The sequence below is a fragment of the Polynucleobacter arcticus genome (genome assembly GCF_013307205.1).
Taxonomy (GTDB): Bacteria; Pseudomonadota; Gammaproteobacteria; order Burkholderiales; family Burkholderiaceae; genus Polynucleobacter; species Polynucleobacter arcticus.
This window is the reverse complement of the sequence record NZ_CP028940.1, coordinates 441,944-465,460: the sequence shown is the minus strand read 5'-3', so window position 1 is coordinate 465,460 and position 23,517 is coordinate 441,944. Positions and strand designations below refer to the sequence as shown.

The window sequence follows — 23,517 nt, the reverse complement described above, 5'->3', positions numbered from 1 at the left end:
TTATTATGGCATTTTAATATCAGGATTACAAGGGTTTTCCCGAATTAATTGTAACTAATGCGATTAGCGTAGCCAACGCAATAAGCGTTCAACACCTTTGCCATAAGGCGGTCTTGCTAACTTGGTGCCGCGTAATAGGTTGAGCCCAAAGAATCCTCGCACTTCTAGGATGGATTTGCGATGACTAAATGTTTCAAAGCCTGCTTTGCCGTGGTAGGCACCCATTCCGCTAGCTCCAGCACCACCAAACGGTAAATCTTCGATTCCAGCATGTAGCAATGTGTCATTCACTGTCACACCACCGGAACGTGTTTCATTCAGAATACGCTTCATCACTTCTTTGTTCTTGCCAAACCAATACAGCGCCAGTGGCACTGGACGATCATTGATATAGCGGATGATCGAGGAAACATCATTGATTGCGACGATCGGAAGAATAGGGCCGAAGACCTCTTCTTGCATGATGAGTGCATCCTCAGAAACATTGAGGAGTGCAACGGGAGTGAAGGGGAGTGGTGTATTGGCGCTCGCAGCAATCAGGGGAACCGCTTGCGCTCCACGATTGACTGCGTCGTGAACTAGTTGATGCCAACGCATCAGTTGATGTTCATCAATTGCACCAGTCAATTCTTCGGGATTGGCAAATTGTTGTTGGGCTGCACTTTGTAGGGCTTGCACAAACTCATCGCAATCGCTTGCGTGGATTACTGCATAGTCGGGAGCAATGCAGGTTTGGCCACCATTCACAAGCTTGCCGTAAATAATGCTGGCCGCAGCATCTTTCATTTTGGCTGAGGGGTCGATAATTGCTGGGGACTTACCACCTAACTCTAAGGTTATCGGAGTAAGGTGATCTGCAGCCGCACGCATGATCTTTTTCCCAATATCTACTGAGCCTGTAAAAAATAGATGATCAAAAGGCAGTGCCGCAAAAGATTCTGCAAGCTCTGCACCACCAATACTGACGCAAAATTCACTAGGGTGAAAATACTCCTGGATCAATGTTGCCAAAAATCCAGAAGTGCGGGAGCTTCTTTCGGAAGGTTTTAGCCAGACGCGATTGCCTGCAGCAAGGGCTGTAATGGCTGGTACGAGCGCTAGCTGAACTGGGTAGTTCCAGGGGCTCATGATGCCCACAACACCCTTAGATTGCATCTCAGTCCAAGCATGAGAAGAACCTAGAAATCCTGGAGTCGGGACTAGCTGGGGCTTCATCCATTCTTTGAGGTTCTTGCGAATATGTTTGCAGGCCTGATAAATCATCTGAAACTCTAATAGCCGGCTTTCCATCGAGTGGCGGGTGCCAAAGTCCGCAGCTAAGACTTTGCAGATTTTGTCTTCATTAGCAGCAATCATGTGCTCGATACGTCCGATTCGTTCTAGGCGAACCTCTAAGCTAGGGTTGGGTTCTGCAGCGTATGCGGCTTTGATTTCTTCTAATTGGAGCGTAAAGCGATTTATAGACATGGGGTTTATATGGGGCAAGCAAACGATTGAATAAGGCATTAGGATAAAGCCATGATCGAAACTATTCAAAAAAACCACCCATCCCTAGAGCGCGCCACTTTGGGTGGAGGCTGTTTCTGGTGCCTAGAGGCTGTTTATCAGCAAATTACCGGGGTAAGTGCAGTAGTATCCGGCTATGCGGGAGGAGCAACACTCAATCCGGACTATGAGTCGATTTGCTCGGGCGCTACAGGCCATGCGGAAATTGTAGATGTCTATTTTGATCCCCAGGTTGTGTCTTTTCGGGATTTATTGGAAATCTTTTTCGTGATTCATGATCCGACAACCTTGAACTACCAGGGTCACGATCACGGCACGCAATATCGCTCAGTGATCTTTACCCATAGCGAGAGTCAGAGTGCAATAGCGCATGCGGTAGTAAAAGAGCTAGAAGAGGCAAAGATTTATTCCAAGCCTGTTGTAACGCAAATTGATTCAGCGCCTGTCATTTATCCAGCTGAGGACTACCACCAAGATTACTTTCGTCAGCATCCAGGGCAGGGCTACTGTATGGCGGTCGTTGCTCCAAAATTGGCGAAATTCAGGGCAAAGTTTCAATCTTTGATTGCTCCAGAGTTTCGCTAGAGCAATACCACTCAATGTGCCTTGGGTTTTTATGGGGCTAGGCGGGCAATGCGCCAATGATTGCCTTCGAGTTGATAGTGAATACGATCATGCAGGCGTGATGGCCTACCTTGCCAAAATTCAATCTCGGTAGGACGGAGGCGGTATCCACCCCAGTGCTCTGGTCTTGGGGGTTGATCACCAAAGTCAGATGCGAAGGCCTTCTCGGCCTCCTCAAGAAACTCTCGATTTGGGATCTCAGCGCTTTGTGGTGAGGCCCAGGCTCCAATTCTGGAGGCGGCTGGGCGCGAGTGAAAGTATTGATCACTCTCAGCTGCGCTCACTCGTTCAACCATCCCCTTGATGCGGATCTGTCGTTCCAGTTCATGCCAATGAAATAGCAAGGCAGCTTGCGGGCGAATAGCTAATTCTTTACCTTTTTGACTTTCGTAATTCGTAAAAAAGGTAAAGCCAGCTTCATCAGCGCCTTTTAGTAAGACAATACGAGCTGATGGATTTCCAGCTTTGTCGGCCGTGGCTAAAGTCATGGAATTGGGTTCTGGGCATTCCGCTTTGACTGCCTGATCAAACCAAACCTGAAATAAGTTCAATGGATTGGGTGAAACCTCAGTCTCTGAAAGCTGGCCGAAGGTATAGTTTTTGCGGAGTTGGGCGATAGGGTCCATTTATTCAGTATAAAGAGAAGCTATGGCAGAAGACAAGATAGAAGGCAGTTTGGATGATCGTCGTTTTGGGGGCGTTGCACGTCTGTACGGCCCAGAGTTGCGTGAACGCTTTCGTCATGCCACTGTCGTGGTGGCTGGATTGGGTGGAGTAGGCTCATGGGCTGCTGAGGCCCTAGCGCGAACAGCCATTGGACATCTCGTCCTCATCGATTTTGATCATATTTCTGAAAGTAATACCAATCGTCAGCTTCATGCTCTTGAAGGCGAGTATGGCAAAGCAAAAGTGCAAGCGATGACTGAGCGCATTCGACAAATTAATCCTGAAATTACCTTAACTACTTGCGACGCATTTTTGGAGCCGCAAAATTTAGACACCTTGATTCCGGAAAATGCGATTGTTTTAGATGCAACAGATTCAGTTCAAACCAAAATTGCTTTAGCAGTGTGGGCAGCAAACAATGGGCGCGCATTGGTGATGTGCGGTGCAGCAGGCGGAAAATCAGACCCCACCTCTGTACGTTGCGATGACCTCTCTCGTACCGAGCAAGATGCTTTGTTGGCAAAGGTTCGTCAAGGACTTAGACAAGACCATGGTTTTTCTAGAAATCTCAAGAGAAAAATAGGTATACGCGCTATTTATTCACACGAACCTCGCGCCGGTGCTGCAAGTGGGGGTCTCGCATGTTCTGGCTACGGATCCACTGTGATGGTAACCGCAGCCTGCGGTCTGGCTGCGGCTGCAGAAGTTTTAAATCTGATCGCTGCGCAGTAGTTAAGTTATAGATTAATCAATTAATTTCTCAGGGGAATCCCTGTAGGAAATTACGGATTTTGTTGTCATCCCAAATTTAGTCATTTCTCATGAGGCTTGCAGCAATCAAGCCAAACCCTTTTTGCACGCGTCATATTTATTTGTTTAATTACTTTGGGTATTTTTAGCCCCTAGTCTTGAAACGCAGTCCTCCCTAGACTTTGCCTCGTTGGTGAGTTGCCAACGACAAATCGAAAGGAGGTCTCTTTTGCAGACTGAACAAACAGGTTTACAGCGCCATCTCAAAGTTCGGCATATTCGCCTCATGGCTTTGGGATCTACTATCGGCGTTGGATTATTTCTGGGCTCGGCAAGCGCGATCCAAATCGCAGGACCTTCAATATTGCTGGGATACCTGCTTGCCGGAATCGTTGCCTTTATTGTGCTGCGTACTTTGGGAGAGATGGCTGTACACGAACCGGTTGCTGGCTCATTTGCAGCTTATGCCAATACCTATGTTGGTCCGCTTGCGGGATACATGGTGGGTTGGGGTTATTGGACCTACTGGATCGTTGTCGGCATAGCCGAAGTGACTGCAGTCGGTATTTATATGGGCATTTGGTTTCCTGAGACGCCTCAGTGGATTTGGGCCTTATCTTCTATCGTGATGATGGGTTTGATCAATCTCATTGCGGTCAAAGTATTTGGTGAGTTTGAGTTTTGGTTTTCCTTAATCAAGGTAGTCGCTATTGTTGCCATGATCGCATTGGGTGGCTCAGTCATTTTCTTTGGCTTTACCAATGACTGGAATCCAATTGGACTCGGTAACTTATGGCAGCACGGTGGCTTCTTCCCTAATGGCATTAGTGGAATGTTACTTTCTTTGCAGATGGTCTTATTTGCCTATGTTGGCATTGAGATGATTGGTTTATCTGCTGGTGAGGCAGAGAATCCACGCAAAACCATTCCGATGGCAATTGATTCATTGGCATGGCGCATCTTGATTTTTTACATGGGGGCTATTTTTGTCATCCTAGCGATCTTCCCTTGGAATGAAGTGGGTCAACAAGGCAGTCCATTTGTAGTGATGTTTGAACGTATCGGTTTACGTGAAGCTGCTGGGATTATCAATTTTGTGGTGATTACTGCGGCCCTGTCGTCATGTAACGCTGGCATCTTTAGTGGTGGGCGACTGTTGTACGCACTCTCAGTCAATGGCTATGCTCCATCTCCATTTGCCAAGCTATCAAAGTATGGCGTTCCACATCGCGCAGTGATGGCAACTGTAGCTGTTTGTATGACTGGAGTAGTGCTCAACTACTTCGTTCCAGATAAGGCATTTCAATACATCATGGCCGCAGTGACTTTTGTTGGATTGATGGTGTGGATTGCCATCTTAATAACGCAAATTCAATTTCGTCGCTCTCTTACTAAAGTGCAGGCTGCCGAGTTGGCATACCGTACACCCTGGTGGCCCTATTCCTCGTGGTTCGCATTGGCATTTATTGCCTTGGTAGTGGTGTTGATGGGCTTTCATGAGGATGCGCGGATTGCCTTGGTCTTAGGTCCGTGTTTATTAGCTGTGTATCTCGCCATGTTCTACATCGTTGGCTTGCATCGCAAAACAAAACAGAGTCGTGAATTCAAATAAGGAGACATACATGATTATTGGCGTACCTCAGGAAGTAAAAAATAATGAATTTCGTGTGGGCTTAACCCCAGGTAATGTGAGGGGCTTGTGCAAGCAAGGTCACTCCGTTTTACTGCAACGTGGGGCTGGGGAGCAGATCGGCTTGACTGATGAGTCCTATCGCTTGGCTGGCGCTACTCTAATTAATAGCGCTGCTGAAGTCTTTGCCAAGGCTGAGATGATAGTGAAAGTAAAGGAGCCGCAGGCACAGGAATGCGCTATGTTGCGTGAGGATCAAATTCTCTTTACGTACTTGCATCTAGCGCCAGATCCGCAGCAAACTAAAGCTTTACTAGCCTCAGGTGCAAGCTGCATTGCTTACGAGACGGTGACCTCAGTGAATGGTGCTCTACCTCTCTTAGCTCCAATGAGCGAGGTCGCTGGCAGGATGTCGATTCAAGCAGCCGCTTCGCATCTTGAGAAGACGCATGGAGGATTGGGTATCTTGATGGCAGGGGTGCCTGGGGTAGCGCCAGCAAAGGTAGTGATATTAGGCGCTGGTGTTGTCGGTCGAAATGCTTTGCAAATGGCGGTTGGTATGGGTGCAGATGTCTGTATCTTTGATCGCAATATTGATTGCTTGAGGCAAATTGATCTGTTGTATGGCAATCGCGTGAGAACTTTCTATGCGGATCCACTTTTAGTTGAACTAGAGGTATGCGAAGCAGATGTGGTCATTGGAGCAGTGCTATTGCCTGGAGCCGCAGCCCCAAAACTCGTTACCAAAGAGATGGTACGCAAGATGAAGGTGGGCGCAGTAGTAGTGGACGTCGCAATTGATCAAGGTGGTTGTTTTGAAACCTCCAAACCTACTACACATGCAGATCCTACCTTTATCGTGGACGGAGTGCTGCACTACTGCGTTGCGAATATGCCTGGTGCTGTTGCTCGGACGTCCACTTTTGCTTTGACGAATGCGACCTATCCATTCATTGAGGCATTAGCAAACCGAGGCATGGTGAAGGCGCTCTCCCATGACCATCATCTACGAAATGGCTTGAGTGTGCATCAAGGCAATCTCACATCTGAGCCTGTGGCGAAGGCCCAGAAAGTGGATTTTGTGTCTGCCGAAGAGTTATTGGCTGTTTAGTCATGTGATCTCAGTTGTCAATACTGAATGCATCCATTTAAATTGATGCATTCAGTATGTGATTCCTAGATCTTCCTCTATCATTTGAGGAATGGATGTATCTGCGTTGGCACTTTCTACTGGCATAGTCGCTTTAGCTGAGATGGGCGATAAAACCCAACTACTTTCCCTCATGCTGGCTGCGCGCTACCCCAAGCAAGCCTTGGCCATTATTGGCGGTATTTTTATCGCCACCATTGCAAATCATGCCTGTGCTGCATTTTTGGGTCACTGGCTAACTTCTTTTATGAGCCCAGATCTATTAAAGTGGATTTTGGGATTGAGCTTTTTAGGTATTGGGCTCTGGCTTTTGGTTCCGGATCACATTGATGATGCTGCAGAGTCTAAAGTGGCTGATCGTGCCCTTCAGGTATTTCTATTGACGGTTGGACTCTTTTTCTTAGCGGAGATGGGGGATAAGACCCAGATTGCTACGATCGCCCTTGGTGCGAAGTATTCTGATGTCCTTTCAGTCACTATTGGCACTACCTTAGGGATGATGCTAGCCAATGCTCCAGCGGTTTGGATTGGGCAAAAATTTACCCAACGGATGCCTATTAAGTGGGTGCATGCTGTCGCTGCCGTCACCTTCATCGCCATCGGTATTGCCACTCTCATTTGGGGTTAAGGTAAAAGTTGCTTGTGGGGCTTAAAATTGTCCCTATGAAAACTGATCTTCCACAGAGCTTTCGTAGGCTCGAATACCGCCCTCCTAACTACACCTTTACGCAGGTGGAACTGGATATTGCCTTAGATCCTGCCAGAACGATTGTGAAGAGTCGGTTAGAGGTTCTGCCTGGCTCTGGCCATGAGTCAGGTGCGCCACTGGTATTGCAAGGATATGAACTCGAGTTTGTGAGTCTGCGTATCAATGGTGAGGCCCATCGTCAGTTTGAGCTTACTCCTGAAACGCTCACAATTCATGCATTACCCAATGAGGGTAAGCAGGCTTTTATCGTTGAAATTATCTGCGTCTGTGTGCCCGAGAAAAATACGTCACTCATGGGTTTGTACGTCTCGAATGGTAACTTTTTTACCCAGTGTGAAGCTGAAGGCTTTAGAAAGATTACCTACTTCCTTGATCGGCCCGATGTCATGGCGCGTTACCGCGTCACGTTGCGCGCTCGGGAGAGTGAATACCCGGTTTTGTTATCGAACGGTAACCTCATTAGTAATGAGAAGTTATCAAATGGCTGGCATAGCGCTGTTTGGGAGGATCCGTTTCCAAAACCATCTTACTTATTTGCTTTGGTTGCTGGCAAGCTGGAATGTATCGAAGAAACGATTACTACCAGCAGTGGCGCTCAGAAGTTGTTGCAGATTTGGGTTGAGCCGCATGATTTAAAGAAGACGCGTCATGCGATGGATTCGTTGATTGCATCAATTCATTGGGATGAGAAGCGTTATGGCCTTGAGTTGGATCTCGAGCGCTTCATGATTGTGGCGGTAGGTGATTTCAATATGGGTGCCATGGAAAACAAAGGGCTGAATGTTTTCAACACGAAGTATGTTCTCGCTCAGCCTGAAACGGCTACTGATGCCGACTTCGCTAATATTGAAAGTGTGGTCGCCCATGAGTACTTCCATAATTGGACAGGTAATCGAGTAACTTGTCGAGATTGGTTTCAGCTCTCGCTCAAGGAAGGTTTAACCGTATTTCGTGATCAAGAATTCTCTGCCGATCAAATGGGTAGTGAGTCTGGTAGGGCAGTCAAGCGCATTGAAGATGTACGACTCTTGCGTCAACTCCAGTTTCCTGAAGATGCAGGTCCGATGGCTCATCCAATTCGTCCGGACGAGTATCAAGAGATTAATAATTTCTATACCGTGACCGTGTATGAAAAAGGCGCTGAAGTTGTGCGCATGTATCAAACTTTATTGGGCGTAGAGGGCTTCCGTAAAGGGATGGATCTCTATTTCCTGCGCCATGATGGTCAAGCAGTGACTTGTGATGATTTCTTAGCTGCTATGGCCGACGCCAATAGCCGTGATTTCTCTCAATTTAAGCATTGGTATAGCCAAGCTGGCACTCCTCATGTCAAGGTGGAAGAGTCATATGACGCAGGTAAAAAACAATATCAAATTACCTTAAGCCAAAGCCTTTCAGTCAATACTGAGAGCAAAGATAGTCAGACCTTTCATATTCCATTGAAGATGCGTCTGTTAACAGACGCAGATGATCAGGTTGAGACCTTGTTGGAGTTAACCCAGCAGCAACAAACTTGGACCTTTGATGAGCTAGCAAGCCGCCCCGTGTTATCCATCAATCGAAATTTTTCAGCCCCGATTCATTTAGACTTTAATCAAAGTGAAGCCGACTTACTAGTGATGTTCTCTAGCGATGACGATGCCTTTAATCGTTGGGAGGCTGGTCAGAAGCTGGCAATGCAAATGATCTTAGGTAATCGCTTGCCTGATCCGGCATTAATTACTGCCTACCGCAATCTCTTGACTGATCCTGATCTAGATCCTGCGTTTAAGGACTTGGCGCTGACTTTGCCGGCAGAGACTTATTTGTATGAGCAGTGCGCTAGCGTTGATCCACAGCAAATTTACGCTGCTCGCCGAGCTTTCCGTCACGCCATTGCAACTGAATTGCGCATCGAATGGGCTGCTTTATATCAGCAGATGCAAACACCGGGACCATTTAACCCTGATGCAGCAAGTGCTGGTAAGCGTGCTTTGAAGAACTTGGCCCTGAGTATGTTGCTCGATGCTGACCCCATCATCTGGACTCCGATGGCAGTGAATCAATATCAGAAGGCCGACAATATGACTGACCGATATGCTGCATTAGCCGCCTTAGTTATTCATGGATCCAAATCAGCCGCTGCTTGCCTAGAGGACTTCTACACCCGGTTTGCCGATGATGCCTTGGTAATCGATAAGTGGTTCGCCTTGCAATCAAGTCGTCCCCCAGTTGCCAATGCCGAATCTAGCTTGAGTGATGTAAAGCGTTTGCGCGAGCACGAAGCCTTTAAGATGAATAATCCCAACCGTGTACGCAGCGTGATTCATGCGTTTTGCATGAATAACCCTGCGAGCTTTCATCAAGTAGATGGAAGTGGCTATGCATTTTGGGCTGAATCAGTCCTTGCTTTAGATCCGATCAATCCCCAAGTTGCCGCTCGTTTGGCTAGAGGTCTAGATCGTTGGCGTCAGTTTGCCAAGCCCTATCAAGATCAGATGCTGTCAGCCCTAAAGCAGGTAAATAATTGCGAAACCCTCTCTGCTGATGTCAAAGAGGTGGTTTCTAAGGCTTTAGGGAATTAATCGGTTCAGATCAGGGCAAAATAGACCCCATGCAGAAATAAACCCATTACGGAGATCCTCCTTTTGACCGCTTCAAGTACTTTTAATACGAATTTTAAGCAATATCTAGAAACCACCCAGATCAAGGGTGAGACTATTCCTGCTGGCCTACAAGAGCTTTTATTGGCGGTTGCTGATACATGCTCAACTTTGAGTCATGAAGTGGCGCAGGGCGCCTTGATTGGCTTATTAGGTTCTGCGGGCACCGGTAATGTACAGGGTGAAGTTCAGCAAAAGCTGGATGTCATCGCCAACGATCTCTTAATTGAAGGTGTACAGGGTTGCCAATCTCTAGCCGGCCTGGCCTCCGAAGAAATGGAATTGCCGCTCCCCGTTCAGGGCACTGGTGACTATCTATTGCTATTTGATCCGCTCGATGGCTCATCTAATATCGATGTGAACGTATCCATCGGCACAATTTTTTCTGTGCTTCACAAACAAGATCCTGCGGCGCCATTACAAACTACTGATTTCTTACTATCAGGGCGTCATCAAGCGGCTGCAGGTTATGTGGTGTACGGTCCGCAAACGACTATGGCCTTAACGCTGGGCGATGGTGTTGTGATGTTTACCTTAAATAAAGTGAGCGGTGAGTTCGTCCTGATCAAGCATGCGGTCGAGATTGCGCACTCAACCAAAGAGTTTTCGATCAACATGTCTAATATGCGTCACTGGGCTGAACCTGTCCGTCGCTATGTAGATGAGTGCTTAGCTGGTGTGAGTGGCGAGCGTGATAAAGATTTCAATATGCGCTGGATTGCATCGATGGTTGCTGATGTTCATCGCGTCTTATCGCGCGGCGGTATCTTTATGTATCCATGGGATCAGCGTGAGCCCCACAAGCCGGGCAAGCTACGCCTGATGTATGAGGCAAACCCCATGAGCTTCTTGGTAGAGCAGGCTGGTGGTGCCTCGACTAACGGTGATCAACTAATTATGGATTTGATTCCCACTGAACTCCATGAGCGCGTTTCGGTCATGCTGGGATCTAAAGAAGAAATTGAGCGTTTGCAACATTATCATTCTCAAGATTCATCTTCAGCATAAGCAAAAAGCCCAATCAGTCATTGGGCTTTTTGCTTATAGGGATTAACTAAAGTATTTCTTAAGGCTGAACCTTCTCTTTAAGGTAGACCAAAGATTCTTCTACTTGGTCAATCAGAATAAGGCAGATATCACCAGCAGCTAAGTCATTGAGGGCAGTATCAATAGCCAGGAATTCGCCAGTAATTTCTTTTACTTGCTTGGCTTTGCTTGTACCTACTAAACCTTCTTGCAGCAGCTTTAAGACTTCGCCATCCTCACGACCACGCTGACATTGATCCTGATACAGGATTACGTTATCAAAGCTATTGCCTAAGATGCGTGTGAGGTCGCGAATGTCTTCATCGCGACGATCACCAGCGCCACTAATGACTACGTGAGTCTTTTTGGGCTTCATAGCTTCAATTGCGCTGGCTAAAGCGCGCATAGCATCTGGATTATGGCCATAGTCCGCAATCACAGTGGCGCCTTTATGCTGGAATTGATTAAACCGTCCAGGTACAGCATTGGCGGAGCTCTCAAATGAGTGAAGACCACGTGCAATCTTGTCTACATCCAAGCCCAAAGCCCAGGCTGCGCCAATAGAAGCCATCGCATTTTCGACTTGGAAACCTAAAACACCATTTTGGGTGAATGGAATCTCGCTAACTGGAAAGCGGAAAAGTACGCGTGATCCTTTGGAGCAGACAATATAGGTGCCGTCAAAGTAAATGACCTTTTTATTCTTGGCGCGATGCGCTGCAACTACGGGGTGATGTTGATTTTGTGCAAAGAAAATCACTCTGCCAGTACAGACATCGCCCATCTTGACAACAATTGGATCGGCGGCATTGAGTACTGCAGCACCAGTTGGCGCCACATTTTGAACCACAACCCTTTTCAGAATCGCTAAGTCTTCAACGCTGGCAATGTAGTTCAGGCCTAAGTGATCACCTTCGCCAATATTGGTAACGACAGCCACTTCACAGCGGTCAAAGCCCAGACCTTCGCGCAGCATGCCGCCACGAGCGGTCTCTAAAACAGCCGCATCGACATCGGGGTGCATCAGCACATTGCGAGCGCTCTTAGGGCCGCTACAGTCGCCAGAGTCGATGAGACGGTGATTGATGTAGACCCCATCCGTAGTGGTCATACCAACACGTAGGCCAGTCTCATTGAGTAAGTGGGAGATCAGTCGAACGGTAGTGGTTTTGCCATTGGTGCCCGTCACTGCTACCACTGGAATACGGCCATCCTCGCCAAGGGGGTACATCATGTTGACGATATCTTCGCCAACGGGTCGACTCTTGCCATAAGAGGGCTTGAGATGCATGCGTAAGCCAGGTGCTGCGTTCACCTCAACGATGCCACCGCCCTGAGTCTCTAAGGGTTGATAGATCGCCTCACATAAGATATCAACACCAGCAATGTCCAATCCAATCATTTGTGCTGCAGCGATAGCACTGGCAGCAACATCAGGATGCACATCATCTGTAACATCAGTGGCTGTACCACCAGTACTGAGGTTTGCGTTGTTGCGTAAGAGAATGCGCTCACCCGTTTTAGGAATATATTGCGGATTCAAGCCGCTACTAGCTAAATGCGCAAGCGCAATATCATCAAAACGAATCTTGGTTAAGGCGGTTGCATGGCCATCACCACGCAATGGATTTTTATTTTCTAGTTCAACGAGCTCGGCGATACTGAGCTTGCCATCACCAACTACTTGGGCGGGCTCGCGTCGTGCGGCAGCTGAAAGGCGATTACCCACAACTAGCAGGCGATAGTCGGCCCCAGGCAGGTAGCGTTCAACAATAGTTTCACGACCAAAGGCTTGGGTAACGATAAATCCAGCGCGTACTTCGGCTTCAGTCTGAATGTTGGCAACAACACCCTTGCCTTGGTTGCCATCTTTGGGTTTGAGAACGATCGGCCCACCAATTTTTTGAGCTGCGCGCCAGGCATCATCCGCAGTGGTCACTACGTCACCTATGGGAACGGATACGCCTGCTGCAGTTAATAAATTCTTGGTGAGTTCTTTGTCTTGGGCAATGGCCTCTGCAATAGCGCTAGTGTCACTGGTTTCAGCTGCTTGAATACGCTTTTGTTTGCTACCCCAACCAAACTGCACCATGCTGCCTTCAGTCATGCGGCGATAGGGAATATTTCTTTGAACAGCGGCATCCACAATTGAACCAGTACTTGGGCCTAAACGAACATCTTCATACAACGCTTCTAGTTCTGAGAGGGCAGCGGCGAGATCAAATGGCACATCACTCAGGGTCGCTTGAATCAGTGCAAATGCAAAATCAAAGGCCATTCGTCCTACAACTTCTTCGGTGTATTCCACCACTACTTGATAGACGCCCACTTCAATGGTTTGCACTGTGCGACTAAAGGTCACTGGACAGCCTGCTTGGGATTGAAGGCCCAGCGCAGCATACTCTAACGCATGCGCTAAAGACAACATTTCATTATGGCCACTGCGACGCATGCTCCCGAGTTGCGGAAAGCGTTCACGAATTTTGTTTTCAAATTGAGGAATCGAATCGATTGAGCGCTCAGATTCATCACAGGAAACAATGGCCTCTAAGGCGGTATGGCGGCTCCATAAATTCGGGCCGCGCAACATGCGAATACGGGTGATTTCCAATTAAGCCCCTGCTGGAATATTGGAGTTGGAAACAAATGTTTCAACACCAGCTTCGATAACGTTGAACGGAATATCTAGAGCCCAAGCAGCTCCGATGGATGCTGCAAGACTTAAGTTTGGAGCCCAATCAAGAGATGAATCTCTCACAGTTGGGGGAATAGGGATAATCAATTTGTCTAATTTACCCTGCTTCAGGGTAATGACAGAAAGACCCACAATGATTGAGCGACCATCTTTTTCTTGGTGAGCAGCTATTACAGGGGAAGCTGGGTCTTGAGAGAAATACATCACTTCACCCTTGCTGAGTTCAGCCATTTTTACAATCATGGAGTCGTCTGCATTTAACACGCTAGTACCTGTAGGCAATACGACATCAACCTGAGTTCGAACCACGTTAAATAACTGATCTTCATCGCTGATGTTGTGTTCTGGGAAAAGCTTCAGCGGATCAACGTTGAGAACGATGCCAACTTGACATTGGTCGTATGCGAGACCCTCTAGCAAGAGGGAGGCATTGTCATTTTCAATGACTGCAACTTCGATGGCTCTATTTTGCAGCGTGCGTCGCGCATTATCCCAATGAGAAGAGGAGGTTTGCTTAATGGTACGGCTACCGAAGTAAAGGCCGGCATTGGTGGAGAGTCCAACATGCGCATTTGTCAGTCTAATAAAATGGGCAACCATTTCAGCGACGATGGTTCTTCCGGAATTGCCGCTGATACCAACAATCGGAATCCTGAAATCGTAGCCTGGAGGAAATAAATGATTTGCAATTTCTTCACCCACAGGCTGGGGTTTGCCGCTGGCGGGTTTGAGATGCATCAATAAGCCAGGACCTGCGTTCACCTCAACGATGGCAGCGTTCTGTGACTCTAGTGGTTTGCTGATATCTTGAGCGACAAGGTCAACACCAGCAATTTCTAGCCCAACTACACGTGCAGCCAAAGCAACCTGGTGTGCTACTTCAGGGTGAACTAAATCGGTTACATCAAATGCTACGTTCCCATTACTTTGAATGAGTACCTTTTGATCAATACTTGGAATGCTCGAGCCAGTAAGCTTCTGGCGTGCAAGCTCTAACTCAACTGCAGAGTCGATACGGACTGGATTGAGAGGGCACTCTTCGGTTGTACCCCGACGTGGGTCGGAATTAATTTGAATCTGAATGAGTTCAAGAACGGTATGTTTGCCATCACCCGTAATCCAAACAGTTTCACCTTTGGCAGCTGCTACTACTTTGTTACCAACTACCAATAAGCGATGTTCGTCTCCGATGATGTGACGCTCGACTAAAACTTCGCTACCTTCGTTAATGGCAACTGCGTATGCCGCTTCTATTTCTTGTTGGGTGTAAAGATTAATAAATACACCACGACCATGGTTACCATCAATCGGCTTCACAACTACTGGCAAGCCAATATCCTGTGCAGCTTCCCAGGCGTCATCCGGACTGGTAACAGTTCTACCCTCTGGAGTGGGCACACCAGCACTGGCAAGCAAACTCTTCGTAAGGTCTTTATCGCGTGAGATAGTTTCTGCAATGGCGCTGGTTTGATCAGTTTCTGCGGTCCAAATACGTCTTTGTTTAGAGCCGTAACCAAGTTGTACTAAATTGCCACTAGATAACCTGATGTAAGGAATTTCTCGTGCGCTTGCAGCGTTGACGATGCATGCGGTACTAGGGCCAAGGCAGAGATCATCGCTTAAATCGCGAAGGTCTTCAATAATCTGTTCTCTTTGCGCAATAGCATCGCCATTATCTTTAATTAAGGTGAGGAGAAGATCGCGCGCAAACTTAAAGGCCTGCAATGTAACAGCCTCTTCGGTGGCACTCACAATGACCTTGTACACGCCTCGACGACCACCGTCGCGCGCCCGACCAAAGCCACCTGCAATGCCAGCCAAGTTTTGCAGTTCAATGGTGAGGTGTTCAAGAATATGTCCGGGCCAGGTACCTTCTTCGACACGCTTTAAAAATCCGCCTGGCTCTCCGTAGCTGCAACGATGCTCATGCAGACTAGGAAGGCACTTGCTAATGCGATCATAGAAACCAGGGATTAAGTCAGATGGGTAATCCTCTAGGTCACCAATATCAATCAAAACCTCAAGCGCCGGGTTGTAGCTCCACATATTGGGGCCACGAAGATGTCTGTGGCTCAAGATTTCAATGGTTTTATCTAGTAATTGGGGCATATGTGGAATGGGGAATGGGGAATCTCAGCGCCGCATCAACAGGTGTGGGCGGGGATGTCTCAGACAGTCTCTCTGGTTCTAGTAATTATTTAAAATCCACAAAATTGGCAAAAATACATAAAAAAGCCCTAATAGCTAATTTAACGGCTTTCCATCGCTTAAAGTTGACAGAGCCACTAAATCTAAAAAATCTGGCTCCACTATACTTTTAGTACTAATGAAGCCAGAAATTTCTCTATCCGTATCACCGCCGCCAAATCACTGGACTGGGGTTTTAACGGAATCTCAACACCCCATACAAGACCTGAACTCCGTGCTGGCCTGGGTTGAGCTAGATCTTGATGGAGACATGCGCTTTGAAAAAAGCCTGTTGTGCTTGATCCCATCCGGACTGATTTGGGTTGATGGTCATCGCTCAGAATTCTGGCCAGTGAGTGCTGGGATACATCTTTTGCACGGTGATCATGGGGGAGTGGGTCATCTGAAGCTCGAGTCTGAGACCACTTTGCTGAGGCTTTGGTACTTTACCCTGGCCGTGAATCCTCAAGTCCTGCGTCTGCAAAGTAGTTACAAGCAGTTGGTTCTTGGTGATGAGGTAGGGCAGTCAAGTCATGAGGTGTCTGAGTATGACCAGCAGGTATGCCCTGTTTGCTTGAGCCCCAAGCCTGCTAACTCCGATACTTGTCCGACCTGTGATCCTGAGGATGATGCTCCCCCATCGACCTGGACTTTATTGAAGTTGTGGCGTTTTGCCCGCCCCTATAAAAAAGAATTGTTACTGGGTTTCGTATTGACCCTACTCTCGACTGGTGCCACCCTCATTCCGCCGTACTTGACGATGCCTTTGATGGACCATGTGTTGATTCCTTATGAAAAAGGCAATCCGATTGACTTTGATTTGGCTAGCAAGTATCTGATTGCCTTATTTGCGGCAGCAATCGTAGCTTGGGGCTTAGGTTGGTGGAAAACCTACCTCCTTGCATTGGTGAGTGAGCGCATCGGTGCAGATCTGCGTAATACGACTTTTGAACATTTGCTCAAACTGTCTTTGGAGTATTTTGGTGGCAAAAGAACCGGTGACTTGATTGCGCGTATCGGCGCTGAGACGGATCGTATTTGCGTATTCTTATCTTTATATGCCTTGGATTTTGCAACCGACGTCATCATGATTACGATGACGGCGGCAATTTTGGTATCCATTGATCCTTTGCTGGCATTGGTTACTTTGGCGCCATTGCCATTTATCGTGTGGATGATTCATGTGGTGCGCGATAAGTTGCGATTTGGTTTTGAAAAGATTGATCGCGTTTGGTCTGAAGTCACCAATATCTTGGCTGATACGATTCCAGGGATTCGTGTTGTTAAAGCCTTTGCTCAAGAAGATCGTGAGCTCAAACGTTTTGTTGATTCCAATAAACACAATTTGCAAATCAATGATCGTGTCAATCGCGTGTGGGGATTATTTTCCCCAACCGTAACGCTACTAACGGAAACTGGTCTTTTGGTAGTGTGGGGTTTTGGTATTTGGCAGGTTGCCCATCAAAAAGTCACTGTTGGTGTGTTGATTGCATTTCTTGCTTACATTGGACGCTTCTACATTCGACTCGATTCAATGAGCCGAATCGTTTCGCATACGCAAAAAGCAGCGGCTGGGGCTAAGCGTATTTTTGATATTTTGGATCATGTCTCCAGTGTTCCTGAACCAATCAATCCAGCGTCTTTAGGTGAAGTAAATGGCCGCATCTCCTTGCGGGGCGTGGGTTTCCGTTATGGTAACCGTGCAGTATCTAAGGGGATTGATTTGGATATCGCCCCTGGAGAGATGATTGGCTTAGTGGGTCATAGCGGCTCTGGTAAGAGTACTTTGGTTAACTTGATTTGCCGCTTCTATGATGTGAGTGCCGGTGCAATTACTCTGGACGGGCGCGATATTCGCAGTATCAAAATTGCTGACTATCGCAAATGCATTGGCTTGGTTTTACAAGAACCATTTTTGTTCTTTGGAACGATTGCAGAAAATATTGCTTACGGCAAACCGGATGCCACGCGTGAAGAAATTATTGAGGCAGCACGCGCTGCTCATGCCCATGAATTTATTCTCCGTCTCCCGTTAGGTTATGACTCATTAGTTGGTGAGCGTGGCCAATCCCTTTCAGGTGGTGAGCGTCAACGTATTTCTATTGCGCGTGCACTATTGATTAATCCAAGTATTTTGATTTTGGATGAAGCCACTTCTTCGGTTGACACTACAACTGAAAAAGAAATTCAGCGTGCCTTGGATAACTTAGTTAAAGGCCGAACCACTATTGCAATTGCCCATCGTCTCTCCACTCTCAGAAAAGCAGATCGCTTGGTAGTGCTCGACAAAGGTGAGATTGTCGAGATTGGTTCGCATGATGCATTGATGGATGCGCAGGGCGCGTATTACGCTTTGTACCAAGCGCAACTCCGCCATGCTGCAGAGCTAGTTGAAGGTGGCGCTATTGGTGAAAGTATTGCAGAGCATGAGACGGAAGTTAAAGAAGAGCGTTTAGAGGTGATTGCCAAGGAAAACGGGGGCGGAGTATGAGTCTGGTTCAAAAGACGCACGTACTAGAGCGTGATTCGCTTGGACGCTTGATCTTGATTGATGCTAGCGGGACTCGCCACATTGGGGTCTATCCTGTCAGAGCCTTTCCGATTACTGCACCAGGTTCCGGTATCTCCATCATGGATCTGTCTGGTAAAGAGCTATGTTGGTTTGATAGTGTGAGCGCAGTTCCAGAGGCTGAGTTAGGTCTTATCGAGGAAGAAATGGCTGCCCGTGAATTCATGCCGGTGATCGAGAGAATTACTCAGGTTTCCACGTTTGCTACCCCCAGTATTTGGGATATTGAAACCGACCGCGGCCCCACGCGAATTCGCCTTAAAGCTGAGGAAGATATTCGTCGAATTGCAGGCAATATACTCCTGATTGCTGACTCAAATGGATTGCAATTTTTGATCAAAGATGCTACCCAGCTAGACAAAGTCAGTAAGAAATTGTTGGATCGATTTCGTTAGTAATGGGCCTCAAAAGGTGACAGGTTTTGTTTCGATAGCATGTCTCTTAATCTCTACTAGGGTTAGTACTGATTAGCTAGTGTTACCCCTAAGTACCCATTTGGTAATTATTGATGTCAATCAAGTATTGATGCCCCAATTTAGATAAAAATCCTTACATAACAAACAGAAGCCAAAGTAATATTGGCATACCAATTTTTTGGAGGAGCGTTCATGAAGATGAAGTTAAAAGGGGCATTGATTTCCACCGCATTAGCCCTCGGTGTTGCTGGTGTTTCACCCGCTTTTGCTGCTTGGGAGCCAACGAAGCCTGTTGAGTTCATTATCCCTGCCGGTCCTGGCGGTGGTGCTGACCAAATGGCCCGTATGATCCAAGGCATCATCACAAAAAATAACTTGATGAAGCAAGCCGTGATTCCAGTCAATAAGTCTGCTGGTGCCGGCGCTGAAGGTTTCTTGGCGATGAAAGAAGCTAAAGGCGATCCTAATAAGATCGTCATTACTCTCTCCAACCTGTTCACAACTCCTTTGGCAACTGGTGTTCCATTTAACTGGAAAGACATCACTCCAGTAGCGATGTTGGCCTTAGACCAGTTTGTATTGTGGGATAACGCAGATAAGCCATACAAGACAGCTAAAGAATATATCGATGCCGCTAAAGCAGCTGGCCCAGGTAAATTCAAAATGGGTGGTACTGGCTCTAAGCAAGAAGACCAAATCATTACCGTTGCCCTTGAAAAAGCGACTGGTGCCAAGTTCACTTACATCCCATTCAAAGGGGGCGGCGACGTTGCTGTGCAGCTCGTAGGTAATCACATTGATTCTTCTGTAAACAACCCAATTGAAGCTGTTGCTCAATGGCGTGCTAACAAATTACGTGCCTTGTGCGTATTTGATGACACACGTATGCCTTACAAAGAGAAGATCACCGCTACTCAGTCTTGGTATGACGTTCCAACCTGTAAAGAGGCTGGAGTTTCAACTGACTACGTAATGTTGCGCGGTATTTTCATGGCTCCAGGCGTTACTCAAGAGCAGGTTGACTACTACATCGGTGTGTTCAAAAAAGTACTTCAGACACCAGAGTGGAAGAAGTTCATGGCTGACGGCGCATTTAACCAAACATTCATGACTGGTAAAGAATTTACTAACTGGTTGACATTGAATGAGGTGCTCCATAAGCAGTTAATGACTGAAGCAGGTTTCTTAGCTAAGTAATTGCTGGATATGAGATAGGGCCTCTGCGAGGAGGCCCTATTTTTTTGAATGCAAAACGCAGTAGTAGTGCGCATTAAACACAAAGCAGTATTAATTAACCATTTATTAGTGAATGAAGCACATGTCTGAACATACAAATAACTCAAATCAAGAATCCGTGATCAGCGTCAGGATGATGGACATCATCACCTCACTTTTGTTTATTGCCGTGGGTCTAGTGGTCATGATCGGAAGCATTAAGCTAGGCGCCAGTTGGGGTAGCGATGGTCCTGAGGCCGGCTATTTCCCTTTTTACATCAGCTTAATCATTCTGCTCTCCAGTTCTGTGACCCTCTATCAATCAGTGGTGATTGATAAGAAAAAAGAAACAGAAACATTTGTTGATAAAGAATCCTTCAAGCAGGTGATGGCTGTGTTGGTACCAGCTATTATTTTTGTACTTGGCGTCCAATTGATCGGTATTTATGTTTCCTCTGTAATCTACATCGCAGTCTTCATGGTCTGGCTTGGTAAGTACCCACTGTGGAAAGCGGCTGCAGTTTCTGTAGGTGTGAGCATAGCCCTCTACCTCATGTTCGAATACTGGTTCCAAGTTCCACTACCACATGGCTCCTGGATCAATCCACTTGAGTTCATTGGTGTACAGTAAAAAAGAATAATTATTAAAAAAGATTAGAAAAGAAGGAGTTCAAGTTGGAAGAAATTAACGCTCTATTCAATGGCTTTGCCATTGCAATGACACCCTTTAACTTGTTGTTAATGATCGTAGGTGTGACTCTCGGTGTGATCATTGGCGTATTGCCAGGTTTAGGTGGCGCTAACGGAATTGCGATTCTGTTGCCATTGACCTTCACAATGCCGCCAACTTCGGCAATCATCATGCTCTCCTGTATTTACTGGGGCGCGTTATTTGGCGGTGCGATTACTTCTATTCTGTTTAACATTCCTGGTGAGCCTTGGTCTGTTGCGACTACCTTTGATGGTTATCCAATGGCACGTGAAGGTAAAGCTGGCGAGGCACTGACTGCAGCGTTCACATCTTCATTTGTGGGCGCTTTCTTTGCAATTGTGATGATTACTTTCTTAGCGCCGTTGGTCGCTAAGTTTGCCCTCCAATTTGGACCGCCGGAATTCTTCTCGGTGTACTTGCTTACCTTCTGTAGCTTCGTGGGCATGAACAAGGGATCTCCATTTAAGACAATCTCTGCCATGATGTTAGGTTTTGCTCTAGCTTCAGTAGGTATGGATACAGTGACAGGTCAATTACGTTTGACATTCGGAAGTCACGAGTTGATGCGTGGTTTTGACTTCTTGATCGCTGTTATTGGTCTATTCGGTATCGGCGAGATTCTGTTATCGATGGAAGAAGGCCTTGAATTTAAGGGTGCTGCTGCGAAGATTCGTCGTCAAGTGGTTCTCGAGACTTGGGCGAAGTTGCCAAAGTATTGGGCTACTACATTGCGTAGCTGTTTGATCGGTTGCTGGATGGGTATTACCCCAGGTGGTGCAACTCCAGCTTCTTTCATGGCCTACGGTGTTGCTAAGCGCGTATCCAAGAAGGGTGAAAACTTTGGTAAGGGCGAGATGGAAGGTATTGTTGCTCCAGAAACAGCGGCTCATGCTGCTGGTACTGCTGCCTTGCTACCAATGCTCTCATTGGGTATCCCAGGTTCACCAACAGCGGCGGTATTGCTCGGTGGCTTATTGATCTGGGGCTTACAACCAGGACCATTGCTCTTCGTAGAGAAGCCAGACTTTGTTTGGGGCTTAATTGCTAGTATGTACTTGGGTAACTTGGCAGGCTTGTTCGTTGTATTAACTTGCGTTCCATTGTTCGCCTCGATCTTGAGAATTCCATTCTCAATCATTGCTCCGGTCATTATTGTGATTTGTGCGGTTGGTGCCTATACCGTTCATAACGCCACCTTTGACGTTTGGTTGATGATGGGCTTTGGTGTACTAGGCTATATCTTTAAGAAACTCGACTACCCAATGGCGCCAATGGTCTTGGCCTTGGTATTGGGCGACCGTGCGGAAGATTCATTCCGTCAGTCCATGTTGATGTCTCAGGGTAGTGTAGATATATTCTTCTCAAACTACTTAGTAGCTGGTATTTCAACTCTGGCCTTGGTATTGCTATTCTGGCCATTGATTGGCAAGTTTATCGGCAAGAAGAAGGCAGCTACAGCCTAATCTAGTCAAAAACGAAGATGCAGCAAAAGAGAAGGGGGCATAAGCCCCCTTTTTCTATTTCTGCAAAAATCCGATAAAATCTTCGAAATGATGAGTTTCCACAAAAACCGCCTCATCCATTGGATTGCTGCTTTAGCAATCGCCATGAGTGCGCTTGCGCCTGCAGTTTCTCAGGCGGTATCGCTTGCGAACCATGGCCAAGGTTTTGCGATGGAAATCTGTTCTGCAGAGGGTATGAAGATGCAGATTCATGTTCAAGCTGAAGGTCAGATAGAGTTGGCTGACTCAGCCCAGCCATGCCCATATTGCCTGGCCCAGAATACGATTACTCCAGCATTCAATACCAGCCTCACATTCCAAGCACCGCAAAATCTGGCTTTGTTGCCACAGCTTTTCTATCAATCGCCCAAACCACTCGCTGTTTGGTTAACCCCTCCTTCTGCAGCACCTCCTTCTATAGCCTGATTTTTTTAGGTCACGGTTTTAAGCCGTACATTGAGCAAGTAACTTGCTGAAATTGAAGAGGAGTTGTCATGTTGAAAAAATTATTCAAAATATTGGTTTTGGCATCAGTATTTGTAGTGTCCCCATTAGTGCTATCTGCAGCAAATGATCCGCTATTTATCAATCTATCTACTGATGAAGCGAATCGTTCTTTAATGGCGATCAACTTTGGTAAGCACCATTCTTCCACTGGTCATCCGCTAACCATTTTTTTAAACGACAAGGCGGTGATATTGGGTGTAAAGGCGGGATCTAGTAAGCATGCTGAGCAGCAACAAGCTTTATCCGAAGTCATCAATACTGGAGCCTTAGTCATCATGTGTCCACCATGCTTAAAGCAAGCGGGTTATTCCGAACCTGATCTTGTGGCTGGAGTAAAGCTAGGTGGCCCCAAGGTGACCGGTGATGCACTTTTTAAGGACGGCACCAAGACGATGAGCTGGTAGTGATGCAATTTTGATTGCGCTAATAAGTAGGCATACTTTGAGAAATGAACCCGAAAAATACTTCGGAATTAAACAAGAATTAGGAGAATATATAAATGAATCGCAACTTTTTATTAAACGTAGTGCTCGTTACCGCAGCCGGTTTTGGCTTAGCAATTACGGCACAAGCACAAAACGCAATAGTGGGAAATGTACAAATTGAGAATGCCTACACGCGTGCCACTGTTCCAGGTCAGCAAGTCGCCGGTGGCTTTATGAAGATTGAAAATAAAGGGGCTGCCGATCAACTGATTTCTGCAAGCTCACCGGTTGCTGGCGAAGTTCAGTTACATGAAATGGCGATGGATGGTAATGTCATGAGAATGCGTCAATTAAAAGAAGTGGCGGTACCTGCCGGCGGTTCTGTTGAACTCAAACCAGGTGGCCTACATTTAATGTTTATGAACATTAAGGCGCCTTTAGCTGCTGGAGAAACTGTTCCTGTAAAACTCAAGTTTGCTAGGGCAGGCGAAGTAGAGGTGAAGATGCCAGTGAATGCAATTGGTGGCGCAATGAAGCACTAAGTGCTGTCCTAGACTGAAGCTTTCTCGATATAAAAAAGCCCCTA

19 protein-coding genes are annotated in these 23,517 nt (G+C 46.9%); 15 read left to right on the top strand and 4 right to left on the bottom strand.

What is annotated here, in order from left to right; genetic code table 11:
- Positions 1 to 63: 63 nt before the first annotated feature.
- Positions 64 to 1,467, bottom strand: coding sequence for an aldehyde dehydrogenase family protein (locus tag DN92_RS02490; RefSeq protein ID WP_173959766.1), 1,404 nt, complete (start codon positions 1,465 to 1,467; stop codon positions 64 to 66).
- 51 nt (positions 1,468 to 1,518) lie between these two features.
- Here DN92_RS02490 and msrA point away from each other — a divergent pair, with 51 nt between their 5' ends.
- Positions 1,519 to 2,091, top strand: a complete 573-nt coding sequence (gene msrA / locus DN92_RS02485; protein ID WP_173959765.1) for a peptide-methionine (S)-S-oxide reductase MsrA — start codon at positions 1,519 to 1,521, stop codon at positions 2,089 to 2,091.
- Between the two features lie 29 nt (positions 2,092 to 2,120).
- Here msrA and pdxH read toward each other — a convergent pair whose 3' ends face one another.
- The gene (gene pdxH / locus DN92_RS02480) at positions 2,121 to 2,756 is read right to left on the bottom strand and encodes a pyridoxamine 5'-phosphate oxidase (protein WP_173959764.1); all 636 of its coding nucleotides are present in this window, start codon (positions 2,754 to 2,756) and stop codon (positions 2,121 to 2,123) included.
- Between the two features lie 22 nt (positions 2,757 to 2,778).
- Between pdxH and DN92_RS02475 the strand changes: the two genes are divergently transcribed.
- From DN92_RS02475 to DN92_RS02450, 6 genes are all read left to right on the top strand, one after another.
- Complete coding sequence (locus DN92_RS02475) at positions 2,779 to 3,528, top strand: tRNA threonylcarbamoyladenosine dehydratase (RefSeq protein WP_173959763.1); 750 nt, start codon at positions 2,779 to 2,781, stop codon at positions 3,526 to 3,528.
- A gap of 247 nt (positions 3,529 to 3,775) precedes the next feature.
- Positions 3,776 to 5,158: an amino acid permease gene (locus DN92_RS02470; protein WP_173959762.1), complete on the top strand. Its 1,383-nt coding sequence runs from the start codon at positions 3,776 to 3,778 to the stop codon at positions 5,156 to 5,158.
- A 10-nt stretch (positions 5,159 to 5,168) separates the two neighbouring features.
- Positions 5,169 to 6,287 (top strand): alanine dehydrogenase, encoded by a 1,119-nt coding sequence (ald, locus tag DN92_RS02465; RefSeq protein WP_173959761.1) that lies wholly within the window; start codon positions 5,169 to 5,171, stop codon positions 6,285 to 6,287.
- Positions 6,288 to 6,378: 91 nt separating this feature from the next.
- On the top strand, positions 6,379 to 6,954 hold the full coding sequence (locus DN92_RS02460) for a TMEM165/GDT1 family protein (RefSeq protein ID WP_173959760.1): 576 nt from the start codon (positions 6,379 to 6,381) through the stop codon (positions 6,952 to 6,954).
- 35 nt (positions 6,955 to 6,989) lie between these two features.
- Positions 6,990 to 9,599: an aminopeptidase N gene (gene pepN, locus DN92_RS02455; RefSeq protein WP_173959759.1), complete on the top strand. Its 2,610-nt coding sequence runs from the start codon at positions 6,990 to 6,992 to the stop codon at positions 9,597 to 9,599.
- Positions 9,600 to 9,662: 63 nt separating this feature from the next.
- Positions 9,663 to 10,685 carry a class 1 fructose-bisphosphatase gene (locus tag DN92_RS02450; RefSeq protein WP_173959758.1) on the top strand — a complete coding sequence of 341 codons (1,023 nt, stop codon included), beginning with the start codon at positions 9,663 to 9,665 and terminating at the stop codon, positions 10,683 to 10,685.
- A 58-nt stretch (positions 10,686 to 10,743) separates the two neighbouring features.
- Here the strand turns inward: DN92_RS02450 and cphA are convergent, their stop codons facing one another.
- Both cphA and DN92_RS02440 read right to left on the bottom strand, forming a co-directional pair.
- Positions 10,744 to 13,314, bottom strand: a complete 2,571-nt coding sequence (gene cphA / locus DN92_RS02445) for a cyanophycin synthetase (protein WP_173959757.1) — start codon at positions 13,312 to 13,314, stop codon at positions 10,744 to 10,746.
- Positions 13,315 to 15,507, bottom strand: a complete 2,193-nt coding sequence (locus DN92_RS02440; protein ID WP_173959756.1) for a cyanophycin synthetase — start codon at positions 15,505 to 15,507, stop codon at positions 13,315 to 13,317.
- Positions 15,508 to 15,724: 217 nt separating this feature from the next.
- On the opposite strand from DN92_RS02440, the gene DN92_RS02435 reads away from it, so the two are divergent.
- From DN92_RS02435 to DN92_RS02400, 8 genes are all read left to right on the top strand, one after another.
- Entirely contained in the window at positions 15,725 to 18,076 is a 2,352-nt protein-coding gene (locus tag DN92_RS02435; RefSeq protein WP_173959755.1) for a cyanophycin metabolism-associated ABC transporter, read from the top strand.
- Positions 18,073 to 18,549: a cyanophycin metabolism-associated DUF1854 family protein gene (locus DN92_RS02430; protein ID WP_173959754.1), complete on the top strand. Its 477-nt coding sequence runs from the start codon at positions 18,073 to 18,075 to the stop codon at positions 18,547 to 18,549. Before DN92_RS02435 ends, DN92_RS02430 begins: the two co-directional genes overlap by 4 nt.
- Positions 18,550 to 18,762: 213 nt before the next feature.
- Positions 18,763 to 19,767, top strand: coding sequence for a Bug family tripartite tricarboxylate transporter substrate binding protein (locus DN92_RS02425; protein ID WP_173959753.1), 1,005 nt, complete (start codon positions 18,763 to 18,765; stop codon positions 19,765 to 19,767).
- Positions 19,768 to 19,888: 121 nt separating this feature from the next.
- On the top strand, positions 19,889 to 20,416 hold the full coding sequence (locus DN92_RS02420) for a tripartite tricarboxylate transporter TctB family protein (protein ID WP_173959752.1): 528 nt from the start codon (positions 19,889 to 19,891) through the stop codon (positions 20,414 to 20,416).
- A gap of 44 nt (positions 20,417 to 20,460) precedes the next feature.
- Entirely contained in the window at positions 20,461 to 21,960 is a 1,500-nt protein-coding gene (locus tag DN92_RS02415; RefSeq protein WP_173959751.1) for a tripartite tricarboxylate transporter permease, read from the top strand.
- Positions 21,961 to 22,047: 87 nt separating this feature from the next.
- Positions 22,048 to 22,425, top strand: a complete 378-nt coding sequence (locus DN92_RS02410; RefSeq protein ID WP_254598322.1) for a DUF2946 family protein — start codon at positions 22,048 to 22,050, stop codon at positions 22,423 to 22,425.
- A gap of 68 nt (positions 22,426 to 22,493) precedes the next feature.
- The gene (locus tag DN92_RS02405; protein WP_173959750.1) at positions 22,494 to 22,910 is read left to right on the top strand and encodes a DsrE family protein; all 417 of its coding nucleotides are present in this window, start codon (positions 22,494 to 22,496) and stop codon (positions 22,908 to 22,910) included.
- Between the two features lie 95 nt (positions 22,911 to 23,005).
- The gene (locus DN92_RS02400; protein ID WP_173959749.1) at positions 23,006 to 23,473 is read left to right on the top strand and encodes a copper chaperone PCu(A)C; all 468 of its coding nucleotides are present in this window, start codon (positions 23,006 to 23,008) and stop codon (positions 23,471 to 23,473) included.
- Positions 23,474 to 23,517 lie beyond the last annotated feature (44 nt).